Annotated in this window: 30 protein-coding genes and 1 tRNA gene; 26 read left to right on the top strand and 5 right to left on the bottom strand. The window is 44.9% G+C overall.

Features of this window, described 5'->3' with window-relative positions; genetic code table 11:
- Window positions 1–511: 511 nt before the first annotated feature.
- The 12 genes from rpmH to AC1TPC_RS07695 all read left to right on the top strand — a co-directional run bounded on the left by rpmH (window position 512) and on the right by AC1TPC_RS07695 (window position 12,148).
- A complete protein-coding gene (gene rpmH / locus AC1TPC_RS07750; protein ID WP_054025773.1) occupies window positions 512–646 on the top strand; it encodes a 50S ribosomal protein L34 in 135 nt (44 codons plus the stop codon).
- A gap of 127 nt (window positions 647–773) precedes the next feature.
- Window positions 774–1,154, top strand: a complete 381-nt coding sequence (gene rnpA / locus AC1TPC_RS07745) for a ribonuclease P protein component (protein WP_482066278.1) — start codon at window positions 774–776, stop codon at window positions 1,152–1,154.
- A 301-nt stretch (window positions 1,155–1,455) separates the two neighbouring features.
- Entirely contained in the window at window positions 1,456–2,178 is a 723-nt protein-coding gene (locus AC1TPC_RS07740; protein ID WP_482066303.1) for a YidC/Oxa1 family membrane protein insertase, read from the top strand.
- Window positions 2,175–2,798 (top strand): RNA-binding cell elongation regulator Jag/EloR, encoded by a 624-nt coding sequence (jag, locus tag AC1TPC_RS07735; protein ID WP_482066277.1) that lies wholly within the window; start codon window positions 2,175–2,177, stop codon window positions 2,796–2,798. Before AC1TPC_RS07740 ends, jag begins: the two co-directional genes overlap by 4 nt.
- 93 nt (window positions 2,799–2,891) lie before the next feature.
- A complete protein-coding gene (mnmE, locus tag AC1TPC_RS07730; protein ID WP_482066276.1) occupies window positions 2,892–4,271 on the top strand; it encodes a tRNA uridine-5-carboxymethylaminomethyl(34) synthesis GTPase MnmE in 1,380 nt (459 codons plus the stop codon).
- A 329-nt stretch (window positions 4,272–4,600) separates the two neighbouring features.
- Window positions 4,601–6,490 (top strand): tRNA uridine-5-carboxymethylaminomethyl(34) synthesis enzyme MnmG, encoded by a 1,890-nt coding sequence (mnmG, locus tag AC1TPC_RS07725; protein ID WP_482066275.1) that lies wholly within the window; start codon window positions 4,601–4,603, stop codon window positions 6,488–6,490.
- Between the two features lies 1 nt (window position 6,491).
- Window positions 6,492–7,214 carry a 16S rRNA (guanine(527)-N(7))-methyltransferase RsmG gene (gene rsmG, locus AC1TPC_RS07720; RefSeq protein WP_482066274.1) on the top strand — a complete coding sequence of 241 codons (723 nt, stop codon included), beginning with the start codon at window positions 6,492–6,494 and terminating at the stop codon, window positions 7,212–7,214.
- 574 nt (window positions 7,215–7,788) lie between these two features.
- The gene (gene noc, locus AC1TPC_RS07715) at window positions 7,789–8,607 is read left to right on the top strand and encodes a nucleoid occlusion protein (RefSeq protein WP_482066273.1); all 819 of its coding nucleotides are present in this window, start codon (window positions 7,789–7,791) and stop codon (window positions 8,605–8,607) included.
- Window positions 8,608–8,756: 149 nt separating this feature from the next.
- A complete protein-coding gene (locus tag AC1TPC_RS07710) occupies window positions 8,757–9,530 on the top strand; it encodes a ParA family protein (protein ID WP_482066272.1) in 774 nt (257 codons plus the stop codon).
- Window positions 9,511–10,362, top strand: a complete 852-nt coding sequence (locus AC1TPC_RS07705; protein ID WP_482066271.1) for a ParB/RepB/Spo0J family partition protein — start codon at window positions 9,511–9,513, stop codon at window positions 10,360–10,362. The genes AC1TPC_RS07710 and AC1TPC_RS07705 overlap by 20 nt, the downstream gene beginning before the upstream one ends.
- A 106-nt stretch (window positions 10,363–10,468) precedes the next feature.
- Window positions 10,469–11,638 (top strand): aminotransferase class V-fold PLP-dependent enzyme, encoded by a 1,170-nt coding sequence (locus AC1TPC_RS07700; protein WP_482066302.1) that lies wholly within the window; start codon window positions 10,469–10,471, stop codon window positions 11,636–11,638.
- A 27-nt stretch (window positions 11,639–11,665) separates the two neighbouring features.
- Window positions 11,666–12,148 (top strand): DUF4446 family protein, encoded by a 483-nt coding sequence (locus AC1TPC_RS07695; protein ID WP_482066270.1) that lies wholly within the window; start codon window positions 11,666–11,668, stop codon window positions 12,146–12,148.
- Window positions 12,149–12,164: 16 nt separating this feature from the next.
- On the opposite strand, the gene yyaC is transcribed toward AC1TPC_RS07695, so the two are convergent.
- Window positions 12,165–12,773 carry a spore protease YyaC gene (yyaC, locus tag AC1TPC_RS07690; RefSeq protein ID WP_482066269.1) on the bottom strand — a complete coding sequence of 203 codons (609 nt, stop codon included), beginning with the start codon at window positions 12,771–12,773 and terminating at the stop codon, window positions 12,165–12,167.
- Between the two features lie 118 nt (window positions 12,774–12,891).
- On the opposite strand from yyaC, the gene AC1TPC_RS07685 reads away from it, so the two are divergent.
- From AC1TPC_RS07685 to AC1TPC_RS07665, 5 genes are all read left to right on the top strand, one after another.
- Window positions 12,892–13,146, top strand: coding sequence for a putative Se/S carrier protein (locus tag AC1TPC_RS07685; protein WP_482066301.1), 255 nt, complete (start codon window positions 12,892–12,894; stop codon window positions 13,144–13,146).
- 31 nt (window positions 13,147–13,177) lie between these two features.
- A complete protein-coding gene (locus AC1TPC_RS07680; protein ID WP_482066268.1) occupies window positions 13,178–14,053 on the top strand; it encodes a mechanosensitive ion channel family protein in 876 nt (291 codons plus the stop codon).
- Window positions 14,043–14,261 (top strand): DUF951 domain-containing protein, encoded by a 219-nt coding sequence (locus AC1TPC_RS07675; protein ID WP_482066267.1) that lies wholly within the window; start codon window positions 14,043–14,045, stop codon window positions 14,259–14,261. Before AC1TPC_RS07680 ends, AC1TPC_RS07675 begins: the two co-directional genes overlap by 11 nt.
- A gap of 83 nt (window positions 14,262–14,344) precedes the next feature.
- Window positions 14,345–14,435 (top strand) — tRNA-Ser (locus AC1TPC_RS07670).
- Between the two features lie 79 nt (window positions 14,436–14,514).
- The gene (locus AC1TPC_RS07665) at window positions 14,515–14,973 is read left to right on the top strand and encodes a helix-hairpin-helix domain-containing protein (RefSeq protein ID WP_482066266.1); all 459 of its coding nucleotides are present in this window, start codon (window positions 14,515–14,517) and stop codon (window positions 14,971–14,973) included.
- 306 nt (window positions 14,974–15,279) lie between these two features.
- On the opposite strand, the gene AC1TPC_RS07660 is transcribed toward AC1TPC_RS07665, so the two are convergent.
- Complete coding sequence (locus AC1TPC_RS07660; protein ID WP_482066265.1) at window positions 15,280–15,462, bottom strand: YjzC family protein; 183 nt, start codon at window positions 15,460–15,462, stop codon at window positions 15,280–15,282.
- 266 nt (window positions 15,463–15,728) lie between these two features.
- Here AC1TPC_RS07660 and rpsF point away from each other — a divergent pair, with 266 nt between their 5' ends.
- The 4 genes from rpsF (at window position 15,729) to AC1TPC_RS07640 (ending at window position 18,286) form a co-directional block, all read left to right on the top strand.
- Window positions 15,729–16,013, top strand: coding sequence for a 30S ribosomal protein S6 (gene rpsF / locus AC1TPC_RS07655; RefSeq protein ID WP_053373427.1), 285 nt, complete (start codon window positions 15,729–15,731; stop codon window positions 16,011–16,013).
- A 36-nt stretch (window positions 16,014–16,049) separates the two neighbouring features.
- A complete protein-coding gene (ssb, locus tag AC1TPC_RS07650; RefSeq protein ID WP_482066264.1) occupies window positions 16,050–16,583 on the top strand; it encodes a single-stranded DNA-binding protein in 534 nt (177 codons plus the stop codon).
- 111 nt (window positions 16,584–16,694) lie between these two features.
- Window positions 16,695–16,979 carry a 30S ribosomal protein S18 gene (rpsR, locus tag AC1TPC_RS07645; protein WP_056637907.1) on the top strand — a complete coding sequence of 95 codons (285 nt, stop codon included), beginning with the start codon at window positions 16,695–16,697 and terminating at the stop codon, window positions 16,977–16,979.
- Window positions 16,980–17,116: 137 nt separating this feature from the next.
- Window positions 17,117–18,286, top strand: a complete 1,170-nt coding sequence (locus AC1TPC_RS07640) for a cation:proton antiporter (protein ID WP_482066263.1) — start codon at window positions 17,117–17,119, stop codon at window positions 18,284–18,286.
- A gap of 105 nt (window positions 18,287–18,391) precedes the next feature.
- On the opposite strand, the gene AC1TPC_RS07635 is transcribed toward AC1TPC_RS07640, so the two are convergent.
- Window positions 18,392–18,799, bottom strand: coding sequence for a DUF6855 family protein (locus AC1TPC_RS07635; protein ID WP_482066262.1), 408 nt, complete (start codon window positions 18,797–18,799; stop codon window positions 18,392–18,394).
- Window positions 18,800–18,967: 168 nt separating this feature from the next.
- Between AC1TPC_RS07635 and AC1TPC_RS07630 the strand changes: the two genes are divergently transcribed.
- The 5 genes from AC1TPC_RS07630 to AC1TPC_RS07610 all read left to right on the top strand — a co-directional run bounded on the left by AC1TPC_RS07630 (window position 18,968) and on the right by AC1TPC_RS07610 (window position 20,848).
- The gene (locus tag AC1TPC_RS07630) at window positions 18,968–19,297 is read left to right on the top strand and encodes an ArsR/SmtB family transcription factor (protein ID WP_482066261.1); all 330 of its coding nucleotides are present in this window, start codon (window positions 18,968–18,970) and stop codon (window positions 19,295–19,297) included.
- The gene (locus AC1TPC_RS07625) at window positions 19,275–19,733 is read left to right on the top strand and encodes an SRPBCC family protein (protein WP_482066260.1); all 459 of its coding nucleotides are present in this window, start codon (window positions 19,275–19,277) and stop codon (window positions 19,731–19,733) included. Before AC1TPC_RS07630 ends, AC1TPC_RS07625 begins: the two co-directional genes overlap by 23 nt.
- A 36-nt stretch (window positions 19,734–19,769) precedes the next feature.
- Window positions 19,770–19,949, top strand: coding sequence for a hypothetical protein (locus AC1TPC_RS07620; RefSeq protein WP_482066259.1), 180 nt, complete (start codon window positions 19,770–19,772; stop codon window positions 19,947–19,949).
- Between the two features lie 2 nt (window positions 19,950–19,951).
- Window positions 19,952–20,341, top strand: a complete 390-nt coding sequence (locus AC1TPC_RS07615; protein ID WP_482066258.1) for an SRPBCC domain-containing protein — start codon at window positions 19,952–19,954, stop codon at window positions 20,339–20,341.
- Between the two features lie 66 nt (window positions 20,342–20,407).
- Window positions 20,408–20,848, top strand: coding sequence for an SRPBCC family protein (locus AC1TPC_RS07610; RefSeq protein ID WP_482066257.1), 441 nt, complete (start codon window positions 20,408–20,410; stop codon window positions 20,846–20,848).
- Window positions 20,849–20,931: 83 nt separating this feature from the next.
- Here AC1TPC_RS07610 and AC1TPC_RS07605 read toward each other — a convergent pair whose 3' ends face one another.
- A complete protein-coding gene (locus AC1TPC_RS07605) occupies window positions 20,932–21,726 on the bottom strand; it encodes a DUF4247 domain-containing protein (protein WP_482066256.1) in 795 nt (264 codons plus the stop codon).
- A gap of 10 nt (window positions 21,727–21,736) precedes the next feature.
- Complete coding sequence (locus tag AC1TPC_RS07600; protein ID WP_482066255.1) at window positions 21,737–22,243, bottom strand: DUF4178 domain-containing protein; 507 nt, start codon at window positions 22,241–22,243, stop codon at window positions 21,737–21,739.
- Window positions 22,244–22,259: the final 16 nt, after the last annotated feature.

Below are 22,259 nucleotides of genomic sequence, written 5' to 3'. Positions count from 1 at the left end.
GTTTGTTCACAATGTTATCCACAGGCTGTTGATAAAACTGAGGCAATATTGATCTAATCCACAGTGAAAACATAATTATCATAGCAAAAGATGCCTTATATTTCAACGAATTCGCATATTTTATCCACATTCTCAACTGGTTGTGCATAAAAGTTATCTACACCACTACATATTGTTTATATCTTGTTAAGATTTCGACAAAGTTCTTTTTGGCTGTCTGTGGATTGTGCACATGTTATTAGTTTTTTATAAACGGCGCCTTTTCATGCGTTTATCCACAGACGGTAATCCCAAATTTTTATCAACAGGAAGGAGATCAACTGGGTCATTGACTTTTGACTGCCAACGTGGTTTAATAAAAAAAGCGTTTTTTTAAATATAAGGCCTTGTAAGTCGTATGCTTATGAAGCTGCTTATATTTCACCGCGAAACGATGCTGCTCCGTCAAATGATGGCGGCGAGAGCCGTTTACGCTTGATTTGGAAACACGCAGTATAGGAGGTGCAGAACGATGAGACCTACATTTAGACCTAATGTAAGCAAACGCGCGAAAGTGCATGGATTCCGCAAACGGATGAGCACGAAGAACGGACGTAAAGTTTTGGCAGCGCGTCGTCAAAGAGGAAGAAAAGTACTGAGCGCATAAGCAGAAGACCACGTCCGGTGGTCTTTTTTTTTTGCTTGTGAGGATGAGGAGTGGGTAGCAGGCTGCTTAGCCTGCTCACTTGCTGGCGATACTTAGAAGATCAACGAGAGAACGGTGGCCATCAGTCGTGCATAGAAAATTGCGTCTTCGCAATCGTGAAGACTTTAGCCGAATTTATCGAGGCGGCAAATCGTTTGCGAATGGGCAGTTTGTCGTCTATTGGTCAAAGCAGCCATCGGCGGAGCCTTTTCGCTTAGGTGTGTCTGCCAGCAAAAAGATAGGCAATGCGGTTGTGCGCAATCGCATGCGCCGAATGATAAAGGAAATCGTGCGTCATCAAGCAAATCGGATCGTCCCCAAAACCGACTTCATACTAATAGTAAGAAAGCCAGCTACGATGATGAAGATGAAGGAAATGGAGAAGAGCGTCCTTCATGTATTAAAGAAGGCTGGATTGCTGAAGAACTCAAACAACGCGAGCAGCACGAAGGCGAAGCAGGCAGATTAGCGTTATTCTGCAGGCTTGCTTTGCGTACCTAAAATACGCTATTCGCTCTGAGTGAAGAAAGCGGATGCATGAATAGTCTCGTTGTTTCTTTGTCCTATAAATTATGGTATAGTCTAGAATGAAAATATACGCTTGTATAAGATATATAATGCCTATATTTCGTCATGAACAAATGCTTTGCCGCAAGGGTACGGCCATAGCCGTTATCGCTTGATGTAATGGCTCTTAGAGAGGAGTTTTAAAGTTGTTGTTTTGGACAAAAAACAAAAAGTGGATTTTAGTAGCGGGACTGGTTCTACTTATGGGTGTGCTGGCAGGATGCGGCGCTCCAACAAACCAGACGACGGAAACCGCTGATTTATTGAAGGGGAACTTCTGGGATAAACATGTCGTCTACTATTTTGCCTTGACGCTTGATACGTTCGCAGGCTGGTTTGGCGACTCCTACGGACTTGCTATATTGCTCCTGACGATTATTGTAAGAACGTTGATTTTACCATTAACGCTAAAACAGTACCGCAGCTCGAAAGCGATGCAGGCGCTGCAGCCGCAAATGGCAGAAATTAAGAAGAAGCACAAGGATAACCCGCAGAAGCAGCAAGAAGAGACAATGAAGCTGTTCCAGACGCATAAGGTTAATCCGATGGCGGGCTGCTTGCCGCTGATTGTTCAAATGCCGATTTTTATCGCATTGTACAATTCCATCTACAAAAATCCTGATATTCGCGAGCATACCTTCTTATGGTTGGAGCTCGGGGAGAAGGATCCCTATTACATTCTACCGTTACTTGCAGCAGCAACGACTTTCATTCAGTCGAAGATGATGCAGAAGCAGCAAACACAAACGATGCCGGGTATGGGCATGATGCTGACGATTTTCCCTGTGCTTATATTTGTAATGGCACTTTCATTCCCAGCAGCTCTTCCTCTTTATTGGGTTTACAGCAACATTTACACCATTGTTCAGAACTACTTCCTGTACGTTCGTTCATCTGACAAGGGTAAGGAGGCCCCTGCGAAATGAAGAAAATCGTTGCATCAGGAAAAACGGTAGAAGATGCTGTACGTAACGGTTTGTCACAATTGCAAGTAACTGAAGACCGCGTTAAACAAGTTGTGTTGGAACAGCCCACTAAAGGTTTTTTTGGACTGTTCGGCGCAAAGGAAGCGAAAGTTGAGCTTGAGCTAATTCCCGATCCTATGCTGGAAGCGGAGCAATTTCTCCGTGAAGTAGCTGGTACAATGGGGCTGCAAGTAAACATCGATCGAAAGCAAACAAGAGAAGGTACCCAGCTTGCCGTATCGGGCAGCGGAGACCTTGGTATGCTGATTGGACGTCGCGGACAAACGTTGGATGCATTACAGTACTTGGTTAATATTGTGGCTAATCGTTACTCAGACAGTCATTTGCGTATCGTGCTTGATGCAGAGGATTTTCGGGAGCGCCGCCGCAAGACGTTAGCGGATTTATCCGACCGTTTGGCGGGACGAGTCATTCGCACGAGGAAGGAAGTTGTCCTGGAGCCAATGTCGCCCCATGAGCGCAAAGTTATTCATTCGCAGCTGCAGAATCACCCTAAGGTGAAGACGTTCAGTAAAGGCGACGAGCCGAATCGGCGAGTTGTCATAGCACTTAGGCAGTAATCATTAAACAACTTTATAAGAAACTATACGCTATCCACAGCAATGGCTCATAATGGTCATTGCTGTTTTTCCATTTGAGAGGTGCTGACAGCAATGGTACACGATACGATAGCAGCCATATCGACAGCAGTCGGAGAAGGCGGCATCGCCATTATTAGAGTAAGCGGACCGGAGGCAATTGCCGGAATCACAACCGTATTTCGTTCGAAAATAAGCTTGAAGGATGCACAAACGCATACGCTGCATTATGGTCATATCATTGACCCAGCGACAGGCGAAGAGGTGGAAGAGGTTCTCGTGACGCTTATGCGTGGTCCTCGCTCCTTTACGGCTGAGGATGTCGTTGAGATTAATGCGCATGGCGGCGTCATTGCCGTTAAGAAGGTGCTTGATGTTGTATTACAGCTCGAGGGTTACCGGACAGCGGAGCCTGGTGAGTTTACGAAGCGTGCTTTCCTGAATGGTCGGATCGACCTGATGCAGGCAGAAGCTGTTATTGATTTGATTCGATCCAAGTCAGATCGTGCTTTTTCGGTTGCAAGGAAGCAGGCGGAAGGTGTTCTATCCAAGCGGATCAAAGCTTTAAGGCAGACGGTTATTGAGCTGCTTGCTCATATAGAAGTGAACATTGATTATCCTGAGCATGACGTAGAGGAAATGACGAGCTCGTTCATTCGTGACCAATGCGATTCTGCTATTGATGAAATAGATCGTCTGTTAAAAACGGCGAATGAAGGCAAAATATTAAGAGAAGGCATTGTGACGGCTATCGTAGGACGGCCAAATGTCGGCAAGTCCTCGCTTATGAATGTGTTGACTCAAGAAAATAAGGCGATCGTTACCGATATCCCTGGTACGACACGCGATGTCATTGAACAGTTTGTAGCGTTGAACGGAATTCCACTTAGGCTGCTGGACACTGCGGGCATTCGTGAAACGACGGACGTGGTTGAGCGAATAGGAGTAGAGCGTTCGCGCAACGCGCTGGAAGAAGCGGATCTCATCTTGTTCGTGCTTAATTATAATGAGCCGCTGCAATTAGAGGATATTGAACTTTTGCGGCAAATGAAGGATCGACCCGTCATTGCGATCATAAATAAGACTGACTTGCCGCGTCAATTAGAAATTGAGATGGTGGAGGAGTCGATTTCTGCCGATTCCATCGTAAAAATGTCGGTTCTTGAGGAAGACGGGCTCGATCGTTTAGAGAATACGATTAGCGAGATGTTTTTTGAAGGTCAGCTTGAATCTGGTGATCTGACATATGTCAGCAACGTTCGACATATTGCTTTATTGAAGCGGGCAAAACAATCGTTGGTTGATGCAATTGAAGCTTCGGATGCCGGCATTCCCATAGATCTTATACAGATCGATGCGCGTTCGGCGTGGGAATCGCTTGGCGAAATACTTGGCGATGAAGCCGGCGACTCATTGATTGACCAAATATTTTCGCAGTTTTGCTTAGGTAAATAGATGGAAACAGGCTAGAAGTAGGCTATTTCGGTAAAATTGAATTATGCTTATAGAGTAAGGTGTATATTGAAGCGTTAACTGAGTTTCAATTTATAATAGCAGTTAAAGCCTAGCTAGTTGATCATGTAGGTTTTCTTCAAATATTAAAGCTTAAGTTGTTGTTGCAAGCTTACGATGTGGTTTTCTTTGAAAACCTAAGATAATGCTTACGAAGTAGGTTTTCTCCGAAAACCTAAGATAATGCTTACGAAGTAGGTTTTCTCCGAAAACCTAAGATAATGCTTACGAAGTAGGTTTTCTTCGAAAACCTTTAGGAGGGTAAAAAGACAATGAGGTATTTAGCTGGTGAATATGACGTTATCGTCATCGGAGCGGGGCATGCTGGCTGTGAGGCTGCGCTTGCTGCGGCTCGTATGGGCTGCGAGACGCTTCTGCTTACGATAAATTTAGACATGGTTGCTTTTATGCCTTGTAATCCATCGATCGGCGGTCCTGCAAAAGGGCATGTTGTGCGTGAGGTTGATGCGCTGGGCGGCGAGATGGGACGCAATATCGATAAAACCTTTATTCAAATGAGAATGCTCAATACAGGTAAAGGACCGGCTGTGCATGCACTTCGTGCACAAGCCGACAAATTTGATTATCAGCATGTCATGAAAAAGACAATCGAGGAAACCCCGCATTTGACGCTTCGTCAAGGGATGGCGGAGGAGCTTATTGTTGAAGACGGAAAATGCTTAGGAATCGTAACCAAAACAGGTGCGGAATATCGCGCACGTACAACGGTGGTTACAACAGGTACGTATTTGCGCGGTAAAATTATTATGGGCGAGCTGATGTACGAGAGCGGTCCGAACAATCAACAACCTTCAATTCGATTATCCGCTAGCTTGAAAGAAAACGGATTGGAGCTCGTTCGTTTTAAAACGGGTACGCCTCCGCGCGTGCATAAGGATTCGATTGATTTCTCCAAAACCGAAATTCAACCAGGTGATGACCAGCCTAAGTTTTTCTCCCATGAAACTGAGTCATCAACGAATGAACAGCTTCCTTGCTGGTTGACGTATACATCAGAAGCGACGCACAAAATTATTAATGACAACTTGCATCGTGCTCCAATGTTCTCGGGCGCTATCGAGGGAACAGGTCCACGCTACTGCCCTTCTATTGAGGACAAAATTGTACGTTTCGCGGATAAGCCTAAACATCAAATTTTCCTGGAGCCTGAAGGTAAAAATACTTCCGAGTATTATGTGCAGGGTCTATCTACAAGTATGCCAGAGGATGTACAGCTCGGCATTTTACGATCAATACCAGGTTTGGAAAAAGTTGAAATGATGCGTAACGGCTATGCGATTGAATATGATGCCGTGGTGCCTACTCAGCTATGGCCATCCTTGGAGACAAAGGTGATCGATAGCTTATTTACAGCTGGACAAATTAACGGAACCTCTGGATATGAAGAAGCAGCAGGACAAGGCGTTATGGCCGGCATTAATGCAGCACGTAAAGTGCAAGGCAAAGAACCGATTATCATTGGCCGTTCTGAAGGTTATATCGGGGTCATGATCGATGATCTCGTTACGAAAGGTACAAATGATCCTTACCGCTTGCTTACTTCAAGAGCGGAATATCGATTGCTGCTCCGTCACGACAATGCGGATCTGCGCTTGACGCCAACTGGCTATGAGATCGGTCTTATTTCGGAAGAGCGTTACAATAAATTTTTGCGTAAAAAAGAGTTAGTTGAAATCGACATTGAACGTTTGCGTGGAACAAAGGTAAAGCCGGACCAAGTCAATGATATGCTGACAGCTGCTGGTACAGCGCCGATGGAGCATGGAACGGATGCCTTATCGCTGCTTCGTCGTCCGGAAGTTACGTATGCGATGCTTGAGACTGTCGTTCCTTCCGTTCCGGAAATGTCGGAGGAAATGAAAGAGCAGGTCGAAATTCAAATTAAATATGCTGGTTATATTGAGAAGCAGCTTGTACAGGTTGAGCGTCTCAACAAAATGGAGAAAAAGCGGATACCAGATGATATCGATTATGGTGATGTTCGCAGTTTGGCTTCGGAGGCGAAGCAGAAGCTTAGTCTTATTCGGCCGCTTTCGATTGGGCAAGCATCTCGCATTGCCGGCGTAACACCAGCGGATATTTCAATTCTACTCGTTTACTTGGAGCATTATAACCGTGTAACGGCAGCGAGAGGTTCATAATATGGATGAAACATTGAAATGGTTTACGACACGAATGGAGGAGAGTGGAATTCCGCTTTCTCCCGTTCAACTCAATCAGTTTGAGCTTTATTACCGGCTGCTTGTCGAGTGGAACGAAAAGATGAATTTGACTGGCATTACGGAAAGAGATGCCGTTTACGAAAAGCATTTTTACGACTCGGTTTCGCTTTCCTTCTATACAAATATGAGCAGCGTGCGCAAGCTTGCCGATATTGGATCTGGAGCGGGTTTTCCGAGTATTCCTTTAAAGATCTGTTTCCCGCACTTGCAGGTGATGATCGTTGACTCTTTAAACAAAAGAATTCAGTTTCTCACGCATCTAAAGGAGCAGCTTGGTTTGGATGATGTACTTTGCTTGCATGGTCGAGCTGAAGATATTGCACAACTGCCCGAGCATCGCGATAGCTATGACGTTGTAACAGCAAGAGCAGTTGCACGGTTGAATGTGTTGAATGAATTTTGTTTGCCTTTTGTGAGGAAGGGCGGCTTGTTCGCCGCGATGAAGGGTTCTCAAACTGATGAAGAGGTCAGAGAAGCATCCTTTAGTTTGAGAGAGCTAAAAGCCAAAATTAAATCTCAGCATCAGTTGTCTCTTCCAAACGAGCAGTCCGAGCGTCATATTATTTTAATCGAGAAGCATGAAGGCACTCCGCGTAAATACCCTAGAAAAGCAGGGACACCGCTTAAGCAACCGTTAATTTAGTAGTAGTGATATGTTCCACGTGAAACATTAAGAGTAAGTAGAATTATCGCCATATTTATACAACAATTATTTGTTCATAAGAAGTGTCAAGCAGGAGATCGTTCAGCTGTAGTCGAATTATTAAGTAGATGAAGAGACAGGACGATCCGTTAGGTTAGCGAGTACGATTGCGGTTGCCATCGTGCAGCCATACTTCGTAATGCGGGTGAATATAAGCATCGTATAAGGGTTATAGGCTATACCTGATTATATTTTAAATGATGCCTCTCCTATCATTACCGAATGAATATTGTTATGGATGTTCGCCGTGCAGTTGACGATTATTACCTGAGAGAGGTTCTAGCGACCGAAAATAATCTAATTGGCAATGAACCAATCTTACTGCTGAAGCGTATTTATTGCAAAAACCTTGTAATTGCTTTTTAATAGAATAATAGTATATTCTGGGCACGATATGGAAATATGCTGATATTTTATATGAAACTCATTGTTTTCGACGCTAAGTGGAGAAAATGGTTTCATTTGAAGTGATTAAAAACAAGGTTTATCTCATGATCGGGTGGTAATTAGCGATATGAAAGAACAATTTTCTCGATTGTTCGGCCTGTCCGAGCAGCGCATACCTCAAGAAGAAGTTCGGCAAATACCGATTCAGGAAATTGATGCGAGTCCTTTTCAACCGCGTACGATTTTTGATGACGACAGAATTGAAGAGTTATGCCAGACGATAAAAACGCATGGCGTTATTCAGCCTATCGTTGTTCGTATGCGTAATGGAAGATATGAAATTATTGCGGGGGAGCGTCGGTGGCGCGCCGTTACTAAGCTTGGGTATGATACGATTCCAGGCATTGTTCGTGAATTCAATGATTCACAGACGGCATCTATTGCATTAATAGAAAATCTTCAACGTGAAAATCTCTCAGCTATTGAAGAAGCGGTCGCGTATCAGAAGCTGATTGAGCTTCATCAGCTAACGCAAGAGAGCTTGGCTCAACGCCTCGGCAAGAGTCAATCCACAATTGCAAATAAATTGCGATTATTAATGCTAAATGATACGATTAAGATGGCGTTAATGGAACGTAAAATTACCGAGCGTCATGCGAGAGCATTGCTGTCGCTAGATACAGAGGAATTACAGCTTAAAGTATTAGAAGAAATCACTACAAAAGATCTTAATGTAAAGCAAACGGAAGTCAGAATCGCCTTCTTAAAGGAATCGACGAAACTGAAAAAAGCGAAACGCATATCCTTTACGAAGGATGTACGTTTAGCTCTTAATACCATTAGACAATCGATTGAAATGGTTTCAGGATCCGGATTGCAAATAAAGACAAACGAAAAGGATCATGATGACCATTATGAAATTGTCATTCAGATCCCTAAACGATAGTTATAGAATGCTTTAAAATCATTCATATTATACTTATTTAGTGCCGCCCTCACTGAGGGCGGCGATGCCATTTTTAGCTAAAGTTTCATTTTCGTTCAGTCAACATGAAAACAGCACATATAAGTTTTACACATAGAGGTGAGCCGGTTTTGTCGAAAATTATTGCAATAGCCAATCAGAAGGGCGGTGTCGGAAAAACGACAACGTCTGTCAATTTAGCTGCCTGTTTAGCATCGCTTGGTAAAAAAGTACTGCTAGTTGATATTGATCCACAAGGAAATACAACGAGTGGACTAGGTATCAACAAGGGCGATGTAACAAATTGTATTTATGATGTACTTATTAATGATGTCCATCCAAATGATGCTATGTTCGAAACTAGCGTTCCAGGCTTGAAAATCATACCTGCGACTATTCAATTGGCCGGAGCGGAGATCGAGCTAGTTCCAACGATATCTCGTGAGCTGCGTCTGAAAAAATCGTTGCATTTGGTTAAGGATGAATTCGATTATGTTCTAATCGATTGCCCTCCCTCGCTCGGTATATTGACGATTAACTCATTGACCGCAGCTGATTCTGTACTTATTCCTATTCAGTGTGAATATTATGCGCTTGAAGGATTAAGTCAGCTATTAAATACAGTGAGACTCGTTCAAAAGCATTTGAATACAACCCTTCAGATCGAAGGCGTTCTTCTCACGATGCTGGACGCAAGAACGAATCTTGGTATTCAAGTTATTGAAGAGGTAAAAAAGTATTTTCAACAGAAGGTTTATCAAACGATTATCCCTCGCAATGTCCGTTTAAGTGAGGCGCCATCGCATGGTCAAGCTATTATCACATATGATCCACGATCTAAAGGTGCGGAAGTTTATCTTGAACTCGCAAAGGAAGTGATTATGTATGAGCAAGCGGCTAGGTAGAGGGCTGGATGCGCTTATCCCATCGCTTTCTGTTAATGACGATGACAAAGTAGTTGAAATTTCATTAACTCAATTAAGACCCAATCCGTATCAGCCAAGGAAAACATTCGACGAGGATTCCATTAAGGAATTAGCGGAATCGATTAAGCAGCATGGCATCATTCAACCTATTATTGTACGTACCGTGTTGAAGGGCTATGAGATCATTGCAGGGGAAAGACGTTTCCGAGCTTCTCAGTTTTGCGGAAATGCAACGATTCCTGCTGTAGTAAGATCCTTTACCGATCAACAGGTTATGGAGATTGCTTTAATCGAAAACCTTCAGCGTGAGGATTTGAACGCTATTGAGGTAGCCATTGCTTACCAAGCACTCATTGACAAGTTCAAGCTTACACAAGAGGAACTGTCCATGAAGGTTGGAAAATCTCGTTCTCACATCGCAAACTTTGTTCGATTGCTTTCACTGCCAACAGAAATCAAGGACAATGTTTCACGTGGAACAATTTCCATGGGACATGCAAGAGCTTTGGTTGGCATTAAGGATGATAAGGTACAGAAGGAATTAGCCGACCTTGCCGTTTCCTTAGAGTGGAGCGTGCGCGAGCTGGAAGAGGCGATTCAGAAGCTGGATACGAAGCAGCCTGAGGACAAAACAAAGCCGAATCAGAAAAAACGCGATCCTTACATCGACCATTTAGAGGAATCGCTTAGGGAACGATTCAAGACAACGGTGAAGATAAAACAGCAAAAAGATAAAGGCAAAATAGAGCTTCAGTATTATAGCAAACAGGATTTAGAAAGATTGCTAGAGCTGCTTCAGTATATGGCATAGCTATACCAAACCATGGCATACCTAAGTTGAAATCTTGCTTTTGAAAGATTAAACTAAGGTATGCCATTGTTGTGACTAGTTAGCTTGGAAAGGCGTGAAAATCGTGATAAACAATGAACAAACGGTTATTTATTTGGATCATGCGGCAACCTCTTGGCCTAAACCGGCTGCTGTAACGGATGCGGTCGTAAATGCCATGTTGAATGATGCTGCTAATCCTGGAAGAGGCAGCCATGCAATGGCTGTGCGAGCAAGCCGTGTATTGTTTGAAACGCGCAAGCAGCTAGCAAAGCTGTTTAACATAAAAAACCCAAATGATATTGCATTTGCATCCAATACGACGATGGCGCTTAATATGGCGATTAAAGGCTGGCTTAAACCAGGTGATCACGTTATTGCCACATCGGTTGAGCATAACTCGGTCAGAAGGCCGCTATATTTTTTGGAGCAAACAATTGGCATTGAAGTAACCTATGTAGAATCCGATGAATGTGGAAACCTAAATATAGATGACGTTGCTAAAGCGATACGTCCTCATACAACGCTGGTTGTCGTGAATCATAGCTCAAACCTGTTGGGAACGATTATGCCGGTTGCTGATATTGCGGAGCTCACAAGAAAACATGGCATTAAGCTGCTTGTGGATGCTGCACAAAGTGCAGGGATTATTCCAGTTGATGTGAAGGCGATGGGCATTCATATGCTTGCGTTCCCAGGGCATAAAGGGTTGCTTGGTCCACAGGGCACAGGAGGGCTGTACATCGATCCGGAGCTGGAATTGGTGCCGTTGCTGCATGGAGGAACTGGGAGCCAATCTGAGGCGCTTGAGCAGCCTCAGGTTAGGCCGGACAGGTACGAGGCAGGTACGCAAAATACGCCAGGTTTGGCAGGGCTCAAAGCGGGTGTTCAGCATGTACTGAATGAGACGGTACAGAACATCCATACTAAGGAATGGACTCTGACGCAAAGGCTTATTCAAGGTCTTTTGCCGGTGAAGGGAGTCAAGCTGCTTGGTCCGGAATTAGGCGAGAATCGAACAGGAATTGTAGCTTTTAATTTACAAAATGTCGATCCGTCGGAGCTGTCGTTTATATTGGATCAGCATTACCGAATTGCGGTGCGAGCAGGCTTTCATTGTACACCGCTCGCACATGCTAGCGCAGGAACGACAGCAACGGGTGCGATACGTGCTAGTGTAGGTATTTATACAACGGATTTGGAAATTGATGCTTTAACGGATGCTATTAAGGAAATAGCACAACAGTATGGGGCTTAGCAATGAATTGGGGGCGGAACAACAACGATGGAAGACTGGACATCAAATCCGATGAATGCTGTATCGGTGGTATTAGCTTTATTGGTCATCATTTTATTTATTTGGATAGCAATTGTTGGCGGGCGGCTGAAAAAGCTTAGGAAGCAATATACAGCGGTCATGGGGAATACAGGTTTAACGAATATGGAAGATGTCATCGTTGAGTTGAAGGAAGGGCTGGCTGAGCAGAAGCAAGCGAACCAACAATTGAAGGATCAGCTAGCTGTTGTGCAAACGTCACTCCCCAATCAGAAAGGTAAAGTGGGCATCATTCGTTACAATGCTTTTTCCGAGCAGGGTAGTGATCTCAGCTTCTCAATCGCTATCGTTAATGAAGAGAAGGACGGTGCTGTTTTTACGGGCATCCACAGCCGGGACAATACGTATGTGTATGCAAAGCCGCTTGAAAAAGGGGAATCCGCATACCCGCTTACACCGGAAGAGCGTAAAGCTATATTGGAAGCTAAATAATGCGGCATAGTTAAACTTAAATATTGTCAGCCGCGGCCGTTTGCTCAAGAACGCTGGTGGAGAGATGGGCATGGTTTGCAATAGCTGTAAATAAGCTGATTGCAATAATTTCGGACATCTTCATAACGAGATGGAGACGTGTATTTTGCAGGACAAAGTATTCCATAAAACCGCCTACATTTACGATGCCGGTTAGATGGATATCGCCAACCGGAGGGAGATCCTTATTGACGCCAGCACCTGGGCGAACAGGACCGATTCCAAGTTGAATGCTGCCTACACTCGATACTTGGCCAAGACAAGCATCGATTCCGATAACGAACGGTTTATGGAAACGACGATTGATTTCTAAAAGTGTATCATCCAGATTCATGGCATGGACAGGATTCTCTAAGGTGCCGAATAATGAAAAATGAGGGCTGCGGTACTTTGCCAAGGACGTTCCGATTAAAGGTCCCAAGGAATCGCCAGTGGAGCGATCCGTTCCAACGCATACGACAACAATAGGGCGGTTATCCGCCATATCATCAAGGAAGGTCGTAAGGCGATTGACCAGCATGCCGATAACGTTAGGGGTCGTATAGGGTACCTTTAATGGCGTCTCTTTAATAAATGGAAGCTTCATAGAATCCCTCCGATAATACCGATATGATACTAGTATATGGATGGGACAACCATTTTATACGTCAGGTAGTTTGATATTTAAGGCTAAGCCGATGAAGGATGTTTGCCGCTGCAAACCAATGGGGGTCTTGCTCGTGTTAATTGCATTTGATTCCACTCAGCAGGCTCTGCGTGCAGAGATGCTGCTCGAATACGCTGAGATAGAAATCGACATTTGTCCAACGCCAAAGGAAATAACGGCAGGCTGCGCGTTGTCAATACATTTTCCAGAAGAGGATTTGTCTCTGGTGAAGGAAGTTATTGAGCAGGAAAATGTAGAAATTAGAGGCATATTCAAACCATTGCAATCTGGGTATGAACAACTAGAGATTTAAGCGCGAATAGTGCGGTCGAGGAGGAATGACGATGTCAATCACAGAACGATACGACAAAGCTGTTATATGGTTGACAGACAATAATGTATGGCAGGCTTTCGGCAGTTCAGCGCTGCGCGTAATACTTTTTTTGATTGTGGGACGTTTTGCGGTATGGATCATACATAAAACCATCGATCGAGTTGTGCTTGAACGCGAAAGCAAGCGGCCTCCAAACCATACAAGGCGCATGACAACCGTATGCAAGCTCCTGAAAAATGTCGTTTCTTATGTTGTCTATTTCATAACGGTCATGCTAATCTTGTCTGAGTTCGGCATTAATTTGGGACCATTGCTCGCGGGGGCAGGCGTACTGGGGCTTGCCATTGGTTTTGGTGCTCAAAGCTTGGTGAAGGATATTATTACAGGATTCTTTATTGTGCTCGAGGATCAATTCGCAGTTGGAGATGTGATCCAAACGGGGCAATTTAAAGGAACGGTAGAGGTAATCGGACTTCGAACGACGCGGATTCAGAGCTGGACGGGAGAGGTTCATATTGTTCCCAATGGCATGATTAATGAGGTTACGAATTTCTCCATAAATAATACGATTGCTGTCGTAGATATCTCGGTTGCGTATGAGGAAGAGGTTGATCGCGCTCTTGAAGTCATTCGCTATACGATGGTTACGATGAAGGATGATAATCTTATCAATGCGCCAGAGGTGCTGGGCATACAAGCGATTGCTCCTACAGGAGTAACCTTGCGCGTAATCGCAGAATGCCGTCCTAATACGCATCCTATCGTAGCTCGGAAGCTGAATATGGAAATTAAGAAGGCGCTGGACGCCAGCGGAATTGAAATTCCATATCCACGAATGGTTACATATCATCGCAATGAAAAGGGAGGCGTAAAAGATGGAGCGTAAGCAGTTTGAGCTTGGTGATGTCGTTCAAATGAAAAAACAGCATCCATGCGGCTCTAATGAGATGGAGATCATTCGAATGGGGATGGACATTCGCATTAAGTGCGTAGGCTGCAAGCATAGTGTCCTGATACCAAGAGCAAAGTTTGAGAAGAACATGAAGAAGGTGCTTCGTTCAAAAATATCGGATGATGGCATAACCGGCATATAGTCGGAAACAAACCGAATACTAGAATTATTTTGGACAAGTACTTGCGTGAGGACATGGCGTGTGATACAATAATTTTTACATGCGGAGAGGTACCCAAGAGGCCCAAGGGGGCTGACTCGAAATCAGCTAGGCGGGTCAAACCGTGCGTGGGTTCGAATCCCACCTTCTCCGCCATTATATAACAACAGCCAAACGATTCGATCGACGAATCGTTTTTTTTATGTATTCATCTCTAAATAAGGAGGTACGCTCATTGAGTACGCCAAAGCTGCCATTAACGGATGATGAACGGAAGCGGTTGCGACAAGCAAAAATCAAGCTCATCGATGTAGCAGGTTTCTCGGCAGATGAACTTAGCGTTAGCTTAAATGTACCTAAAATAAGGGCGAACCTTTTGCTAGCGCTTGCAAAGTTTCAAGCCGTGCCTTCCATTGGCCCAAGCCTCGCGAATAATCTAGTGGAGTTAGGCTTTTATTCCCTGGAGCAGATTAAGAGCGGCGGAGAGAGAGGAGCGCAGCTTGTGGAGCGTCTGGAACGTCTACACGGCGTTTGGATGGACCCGTGCGTCGAAGACGTTATGCGGCTTGCTGTGCATCATGCGAACGATCCAGGAAGCGATAAGCAGTGGTGGGATTTTACGGCGGAGAGAAAAGCATACAGAAAACAGTATGGTTATCCCGCTGATCGGCCAAGCAAAGCTTGGCACGAATAAAAATCATTAATTGTTTAAGCACCATAAGAAGACATCAATAGAAGCTTCAAGAGGAGGGCTCTCACGAGCCCTCCTCTTGACCGTGGTTGTTGTGTCGCTCAATTTCTCACTGCAAGCATGTGAAACCTTAGAGCCTTCATTCGGCAATCGGAGAAAATCAGCAGTTGCTTCATTAAACCCTTTTGAGCACAATGATACGTATCCGCTTGAACGGTTTAGCGTAACGATGCTCGAATGCGCGTGTGTGAATGTCGATCATAGAATGTCCCGAGCCAAGCTCTAATATTCAAGAAGCGCTGTTAAAATCTAATGGCCCATTCGTTTCCATTTACGCTCATGATTCGTTGTGTCTGGAAAGCGTTCACCTTTGCTTAGATGTACCTTCTTCGGATTTTGAATGCCCATATGAAAGGAGTTCACCCCATCTTCGATGTATGTGCCATCATTAGGAGCTTTATCCCCTGGCGAGAAAATTGTACCTTCACCCATTATGATCACCCTCCTCATTTTGTTAGAGCGGAACTGATAAGGTTTTATCAAGCCGCTGCTATAGTATTTGCTGCGAAGTCGATTTGCATAAGTAGCAGATAACGGCTGTAAGTTCCATTTCCATTTGCATATCTATGCATAATCGTATGCTTCTGTTATTTGCGCTTGTCATAGGCGATTAGATTTGATATAGTATAGAGATGCGAGCAGAAGCTCGTTCCTTGCTCCATTTATGGGGCCGTTAGTCCAAGAGGAGGTGAAACAATATGCGCAAATATGAAGTAATGTACATCGTTCGTCCAGACGTTGAGCAAGAAGCCTTGCAAGCGATCGTTGACAAATTCCATGGCATTATCTCCAACGGCGGAGAGGTCACAAAGCAAGATGTGAGCGGAAAACGTCGTCTTGCGTATGAGATCAATAAGCTTCGTGATGGTTACTTTGTACTGGTACATTTCAACGCAACGACTGAAGTTGTGAATGAACTTGACCGCATCATGAAGATTACGGATGAAGTTATCCGTTCGTTGATCGTCAGAGACGTCGCTTAATCCACGCTGGATTGTTCGATTGGGAGGTCAGAAACGATGTTGAATCGTGTTATTTTAATTGGTAGATTGACGAGAGACCCAGAGCTTCGATATACGCCTGCAGGCGTTGCTGTTACACAATTTACGCTAGCGGTAGATCGTCCGTTTACGAGCGGCGGTCAAGGTGAGCGTGAAGCGGATTTTATTCCGGTTGTAACGTGGCGTCAACTGGCCGAGACCTGCGCCAACTACTTGCGCAAAGGCCGCTTAACAGCGGTTGAAGGTCGCATTCAAGTGCGGAATTATGAGAACAACGAAGGCAAACGTGTCTACGTGACGGAAGTTATCGCTGATAACGTTCGGTTCTTGGAATCCAATCGAGAAGGCGGAGGAGGCTCGCGAGAAGAAGGCGGAAGCAGCTACAGCGGCGGTGCAAGCAGCGGCGGCGGCGGATCTTTCGGCGGCGGCAACAACGCTTCCCAAAGCGGTGGTAACCGTCCATCTGGTAATAACTCACGTAACGACAGCCGTGATCCGTTTCAGGATGACGGACGCCCGATTGATATATCAGAGGATGATTTGCCATTTTGATAACGGAGTAGCATCTACTTCGCGTATCAATGGAACGGTTGCACAGCCTTTATTGCGAGATAAAGCCGTTGTGTAATTGTAATATTTTCAACGATAAGGAGGATATCCATCATGGCTTTCAAGCAAAGAGATAACGGTGGCGACGAGCGTCCAGAACGTAAGTTCAGCGGACGTAAAGGCGGACGCAACAAACGCCGTAAAGTGTGTTTCTTCACTGTAAACAAAATTTCTAAAATTGACTATAAAGATGTTGATTTACTGAAAAAGTTTATTAGCGAGCGCGGCAAAATCTTGCCACGTCGTGTGACTGGAACAAGCGCGAAATACCAACGCTTGCTTACAATCGCAGTTAAACGTTCACGTCAAATCGCATTGCTTCCTTACACGACTGAATAGGTCGATAAGTGAATATGTACGAAAGCGGAGGAGCCTGTCACCAAGGGCTCCTTTTGCTTTTTTTGCAAGAGCCCGTATGTATACGGGCTCTTTTTTGTTGCATGATAATTCATGGGTAGCGAAAGGAGTGTGTGTGCATGCAGTTCGTATTTTATTTAGCACTTATTATCATATCCACCAAGGTCGCTGGACATTTGTCGGTACGGTTAGGGCAGCCGGCAGTACTAGGCAAGCTCCTAGCTGGCATTATTATTGGGCCTGCACTGCTAGGGTGGGTTCAGCCCGATGATTTCATCGGTCATTTTGCAGAAATCGGCGTTCTTCTGCTTATGTTTATTGCAGGCTTGGAGACAGACGTGGAGCAGCTCCGACAAAATTGGAAAGCTTCCTTTGCTGTTGCGGTAGGCGGTATCATTCTGCCGTTTGTAGGAGGGTATGCGGTAGCAGCAGCACTCGGTCTTTCGAATTCCGAGGCGCTGTTCTTAGGTTTATTGCTATGTGCGACTTCAGTCAGCATTTCGGTTCAAACGCTGAAGGAGATGAATCAGTTGGGAACTAAAGAGGGTACGACCATACTTGGCGCCGCAGTTGTGGATGATGTCGTCGTCGTCGTACTGCTGGCCGTTATGATGAGCTTGCTTGGAACAACCGATAATGTTTCCATCCCTTTATTGATTGGGAAGAAGGTATTGTTCTTTATTATTATAATCGCGGTCAGTATTTGGGTTATTCCGCATTTTATGAAGCTGTTCGCTCGTTTCAAAATTACGGAAGCGTCGATGAGCGCCGCTTTAATAGCCTGCTTTGCCTTTTCCTATTTTGCCGAGAAAATGGGCGTTGCCGGCATTATTGGTGCTTTTGCAGCCGGTATCGCGATCTCGCAGACGTCGTTTAAGCATGATGTGGAATCGAAGGTGGAGCCGATAGCCTATACGTTATTTGTTCCGGTCTTCTTCGTCAGCATCGGTTTAAACATTACCTTCGACGGCGTAGGCAGCCAGATCGTCTTTATTATACTGTTATCGCTTGTTGCTATCGTTACGAAGCTGCTCGGCGGAGGATTAGGCGCTAGGCTGACTGGATTTAATAATCATTCGTCGCTTGCGATAGGCGCTGGCATGATATCTAGGGGAGAGGTGGCGCTCATTATCGCAGCGACGGGCCTAGAGTCAGGGCTGCTGCTGCCTCAATATTTTACATCGGTCGTTATGGTCGTTATTGTGACGACGCTTGTAACTCCGCCAATGCTGAAGCTAGTCTTTCCACATAAGCAGCAGGATCAAAGCACAAAGGAATTTACAAAATAGATAGAATATAAATGATTTAAATCATGAAAAATGGCGATGCAGGGGCTAGTCCTGTACCGCCATTTTGCTATTCCAATACTGAGAAAGCGATCTATGATATCTTAGTTATATTGCTCTCATACGATTGTTCCTAGCATTGTGTTCGACTTCCGCAAGCCCCAATGCCTCCATTAACGGTGGGACATACATGCCGAATCGGCCGCGAAATCCTTTCTTCAAGCCGTACCAACCGCCAATCGGATTTTCAGGAGAGCGTCCCCAGGCCTCAACCGTGCCTTCTTTTGCTGGTTTCTGTTCATCAGCACTGCCTAGTTCTATCCAGTCTCCATGTTCCTTGAGCATAGCGTATAAGTCATCGATGCAGCGATTGTCGTAATGTAGAACGGTTTTGCCTACCGTGCAAACGATAATAGCTTTGCCATCTTTCTCATCTTTGTACATTTCATATTCGGAGGTTTGTGGAGGAGTCTTTAATTTCCATGGATTTTCTTTGGTACCAAGTGTTATCGACATATTATTACTCCTTTTTTTATTTTTTTCTATACATGTATAAAATATCACAAAGCGATGTGGGAGATCTAATCAATTGTAATCAGGATAGTAAAGCTCAAGGTCAGCCAAAAAAAGATATCGCCATTTATTTAAGTTTACACTTAATTAAGTGTATGCTAAATTAATAGCATGATCGATAAAGCCATTCAAGCCATAACGGAACCAAGGCGCAGAGATATTTTACATCTCGTGCGTAATGAGGAGCTGACCTCCAGCGCCATTGCATCTCATTTTGACATTTCAGCACCAGCTATTTCGCAGCATCTTAAAGTTTTAGAAGAAGCAGGACTCGTCATTGTGAGGCGAGCGGGCACCAAACGATTTTATAGCATTAGGAGGGAAGGGTTCGCAGAATTGATGCAGTATATCGAGAGCTTCTGGGATGACAGCTTAATGCTGCTCAAAGCAGCCGCGGAAGAGGAGGAAAGGAGAAAATATGACATCAATCAGCAGCAATAACTCGATCAAGAAAGAGATATTTATCGAATGCAGCCCGGAGACACTGTTCTCATTTTTTACCGATCCTGTGAAATTAGTACGTTGGATGGGGCGTCACGTATTGCTCGAACCAAGTATTGGCGGCAAATACCGCATTGATGTTAACGGTAGCGACATTGCAATGGGTGAATATAAGGAAATTATCCCGAACGAGAAAATCGTCATGACATGGGGCTGGGAGAAATCGAAGGCGGTGCCTCCCGGATCTAGTAACGTTGAATTCAAACTAATCCCTAAAGATAACGGTACTCTTCTTGTCTTGACACACTACGATCTGCCGGCAACGGAAGTTGCCTCACATGAACAAGGCTGGATGCATTACATGCCTCGTCTGCAATCGATAGCACAAGGCGAGGACCCAGGCGTCGATCCTTGGTCAGAACAAGCCATGCATTAATGCAAAAATAGTAAATGAATAGGAGGCTATCCATCAATGACTACATTATCATGCAGCTGCGGGTTTGAAATTACGGATGAAAACAAGTATAAAGTAGAAGCAGCAATGTGGCATCACGCCATTCAAGACCACACGGATATGCTTAAAGGCATGACTGTTGAGATGCTTGAGCAGTGGCTCATGAACAAGGATGAGCAGTTAAAGGCGGGTGCGTAACGATGAGCGCAACGATTCATCAAGAAATTACGTTTAAGGCTAGTCCTGAGCGTGTTTACGGCATCCTTATTAGCAGCGAGCAATTCAGTCAGGCTACCGGCGGCGCTCCAACTGAAATCAGCACAGAAGAAGGCGGAAGGTTCTCTTGCTTCGGAGGCATGATCTTGGGACGCAACATCGAGCTCGTAGCTAATAAGCGCGTTGTACAAGCATGGCGTGTTGCTAATTGGGAGGAAGGCGTTTACTCCGTAATCAAATTCGAGCTCAAGGAGCAAGGCAGCGGAACAGTGCTAATATTTGACCACTCCGGTTTTCCGGAAGGTCAAGGCGAGCATTTGGCATCCGGATGGCACAACAATTACTGGGAGCCTATAGCGAAGCAGTTAGCTTAATTTAGATGTAAGGCGCGCGAGTCTTATGCGCGTCTTTCATTTTTTCTAAGGAGGTGTCAGACAATAATGGTAGATGTATTTACCGAAATCGTAATAAAATGTCCTCGTGATACCGTTTCGGAATATGCGGCTAACCCCGATAATGCCCCTGAATGGTATGTCAATATTCATTCGGCAGAATGGCAAACGCCAAAGCCGCTTGTGGTCGGTTCTAAAGTTGCATTTAAAGCGGCTTTTCTCGGAAAACAACTCTCCTATGTGTATCAAATTGCCGAATATATCCCGGGGAAAAAGCTTGTAATGAGTACGGACGACGGTCCATTTCCGATGGAAACGACATACACTTGGGAATCTGCGGACGAGCAATCAACCCGAATGACTTTGCGAAACAAAGGCAATCCAACCGGGTTCTCGATGTTATTTTCTCCATTTATGTCGTTGATGATGAAGAGGGCCAATAACAAGGACCTGAAAAGAATCAAGCATTTACTAAAGGAACGTTCTTGAAGAAAGCTATTGATAAGCCTATCCAGCCATTCACAAAGAAAAGAGCAGTATCCTCAACGAGGATACTGCTCTTGCTATTTGGCTCAGCGACGCCGGGTGATGCGGCTTTTGCCGGTCTTCACCGATGGCTTTGAGGTTCGCGGCTTCTTATATACTTTGCTTGAGCTGCTTTTTTGTTTGGTGTCTTTCACGATTTTTCCTTTGGATGGGGGCTTAGTCGTGATCGAGCTTTTCTTCTTATTAACGGTGGTACTCGTTTGTGAACCGTTATTCGTAGTAGGTGCAGTTGATGAAGTCGATGTCGATGCATTGGCATCCTTCGAGCGTTTGAACACCGATCCTGTACGATTCACGGTTACGGGAGGAGCGATCTTCTTATCCTCAACTGTAGGCATTCTGTACGTCGTTTTAGGCTTGTATTTATCCTTTGAGGAGTAGCCGCGGTACTTACCCTTGCCGTACTTGCCCTTATCGAATATATCGTCGAGCACGCTGGCGATTAAGTAACCTTGGAGAAAGCCTGAGCTATAATTTTGACGTACATATTCGGTTGAATCGATTTCGATAAGCGTATCTTCCGGCACGTCTGGAGCTTGCTGCAAATGGATAATTTCATCGGAATAGACAAGAAACATCCGCTCTGTGCTTACTTCGCTCTGCTGCTCCGGATTGCGCTGATCGATAAAATCATTAGCGACATCAGGGACGGAACGATTCTCAGCACGATACACATATGAGGTTTGATTGCCTGAGCCATTGACCGATTCTAACGGATATTGCTCCTTGACCGTATCCGAAACGGCGCAAGCCGTGAGAAGAGGGACGATAAAGCTCAAGAGAAGCAGGTACTTAATCGATTGATGCCACCATTTGTTCATCGTATTCCTCCTATCCGCCGCGTAGCACGCGTACATCGGCAGGCAGAACGCTTTCTCCTTCATAGAGCATGAAGCGTCCGTTTTGCCATTCAATACGAAGAAGCTTCATATCGTCAGATTGATATTGCCAGACATGCTGTTCGCCTCCCTGCATGTAAGGCGTCTTGCCGCTTGCTATGATGAATCCGGAGAATTGCTCCTCCATATGATAAGTGCGGTCATCCAGCTCCAAAATGGTAGGTACCTCGTCAATGGAATCAAGTCGCCCATCAATCGAGTCATACAGCGCATATACGGTTCTTTCCCGTTCCTCTATGGTCAAATATCGAATGGCTATGCCATCTTGGAGCGTGAGAACAATGGCATTGCGGGCACGGTTATGCGTTCTGCCCGTTATGTTATAGGTAACTAAGGAGACCTCGCATGCATCGCCAGGCGACAGCGTCATGATGCTTTTCTCTGCGATTGGAGGCTCCGCCGGAGTAAGCAGGTTTTTGATTCTTTTGAACAAGCTCATTTTATATGCTCCTTCT

The organism is Paenibacillus sp. Y280, assembly GCF_056786335.1.
Note: the sequence above shows the minus strand (reverse complement) of the source record. Positions and strands in the feature narration are given on the sequence as shown.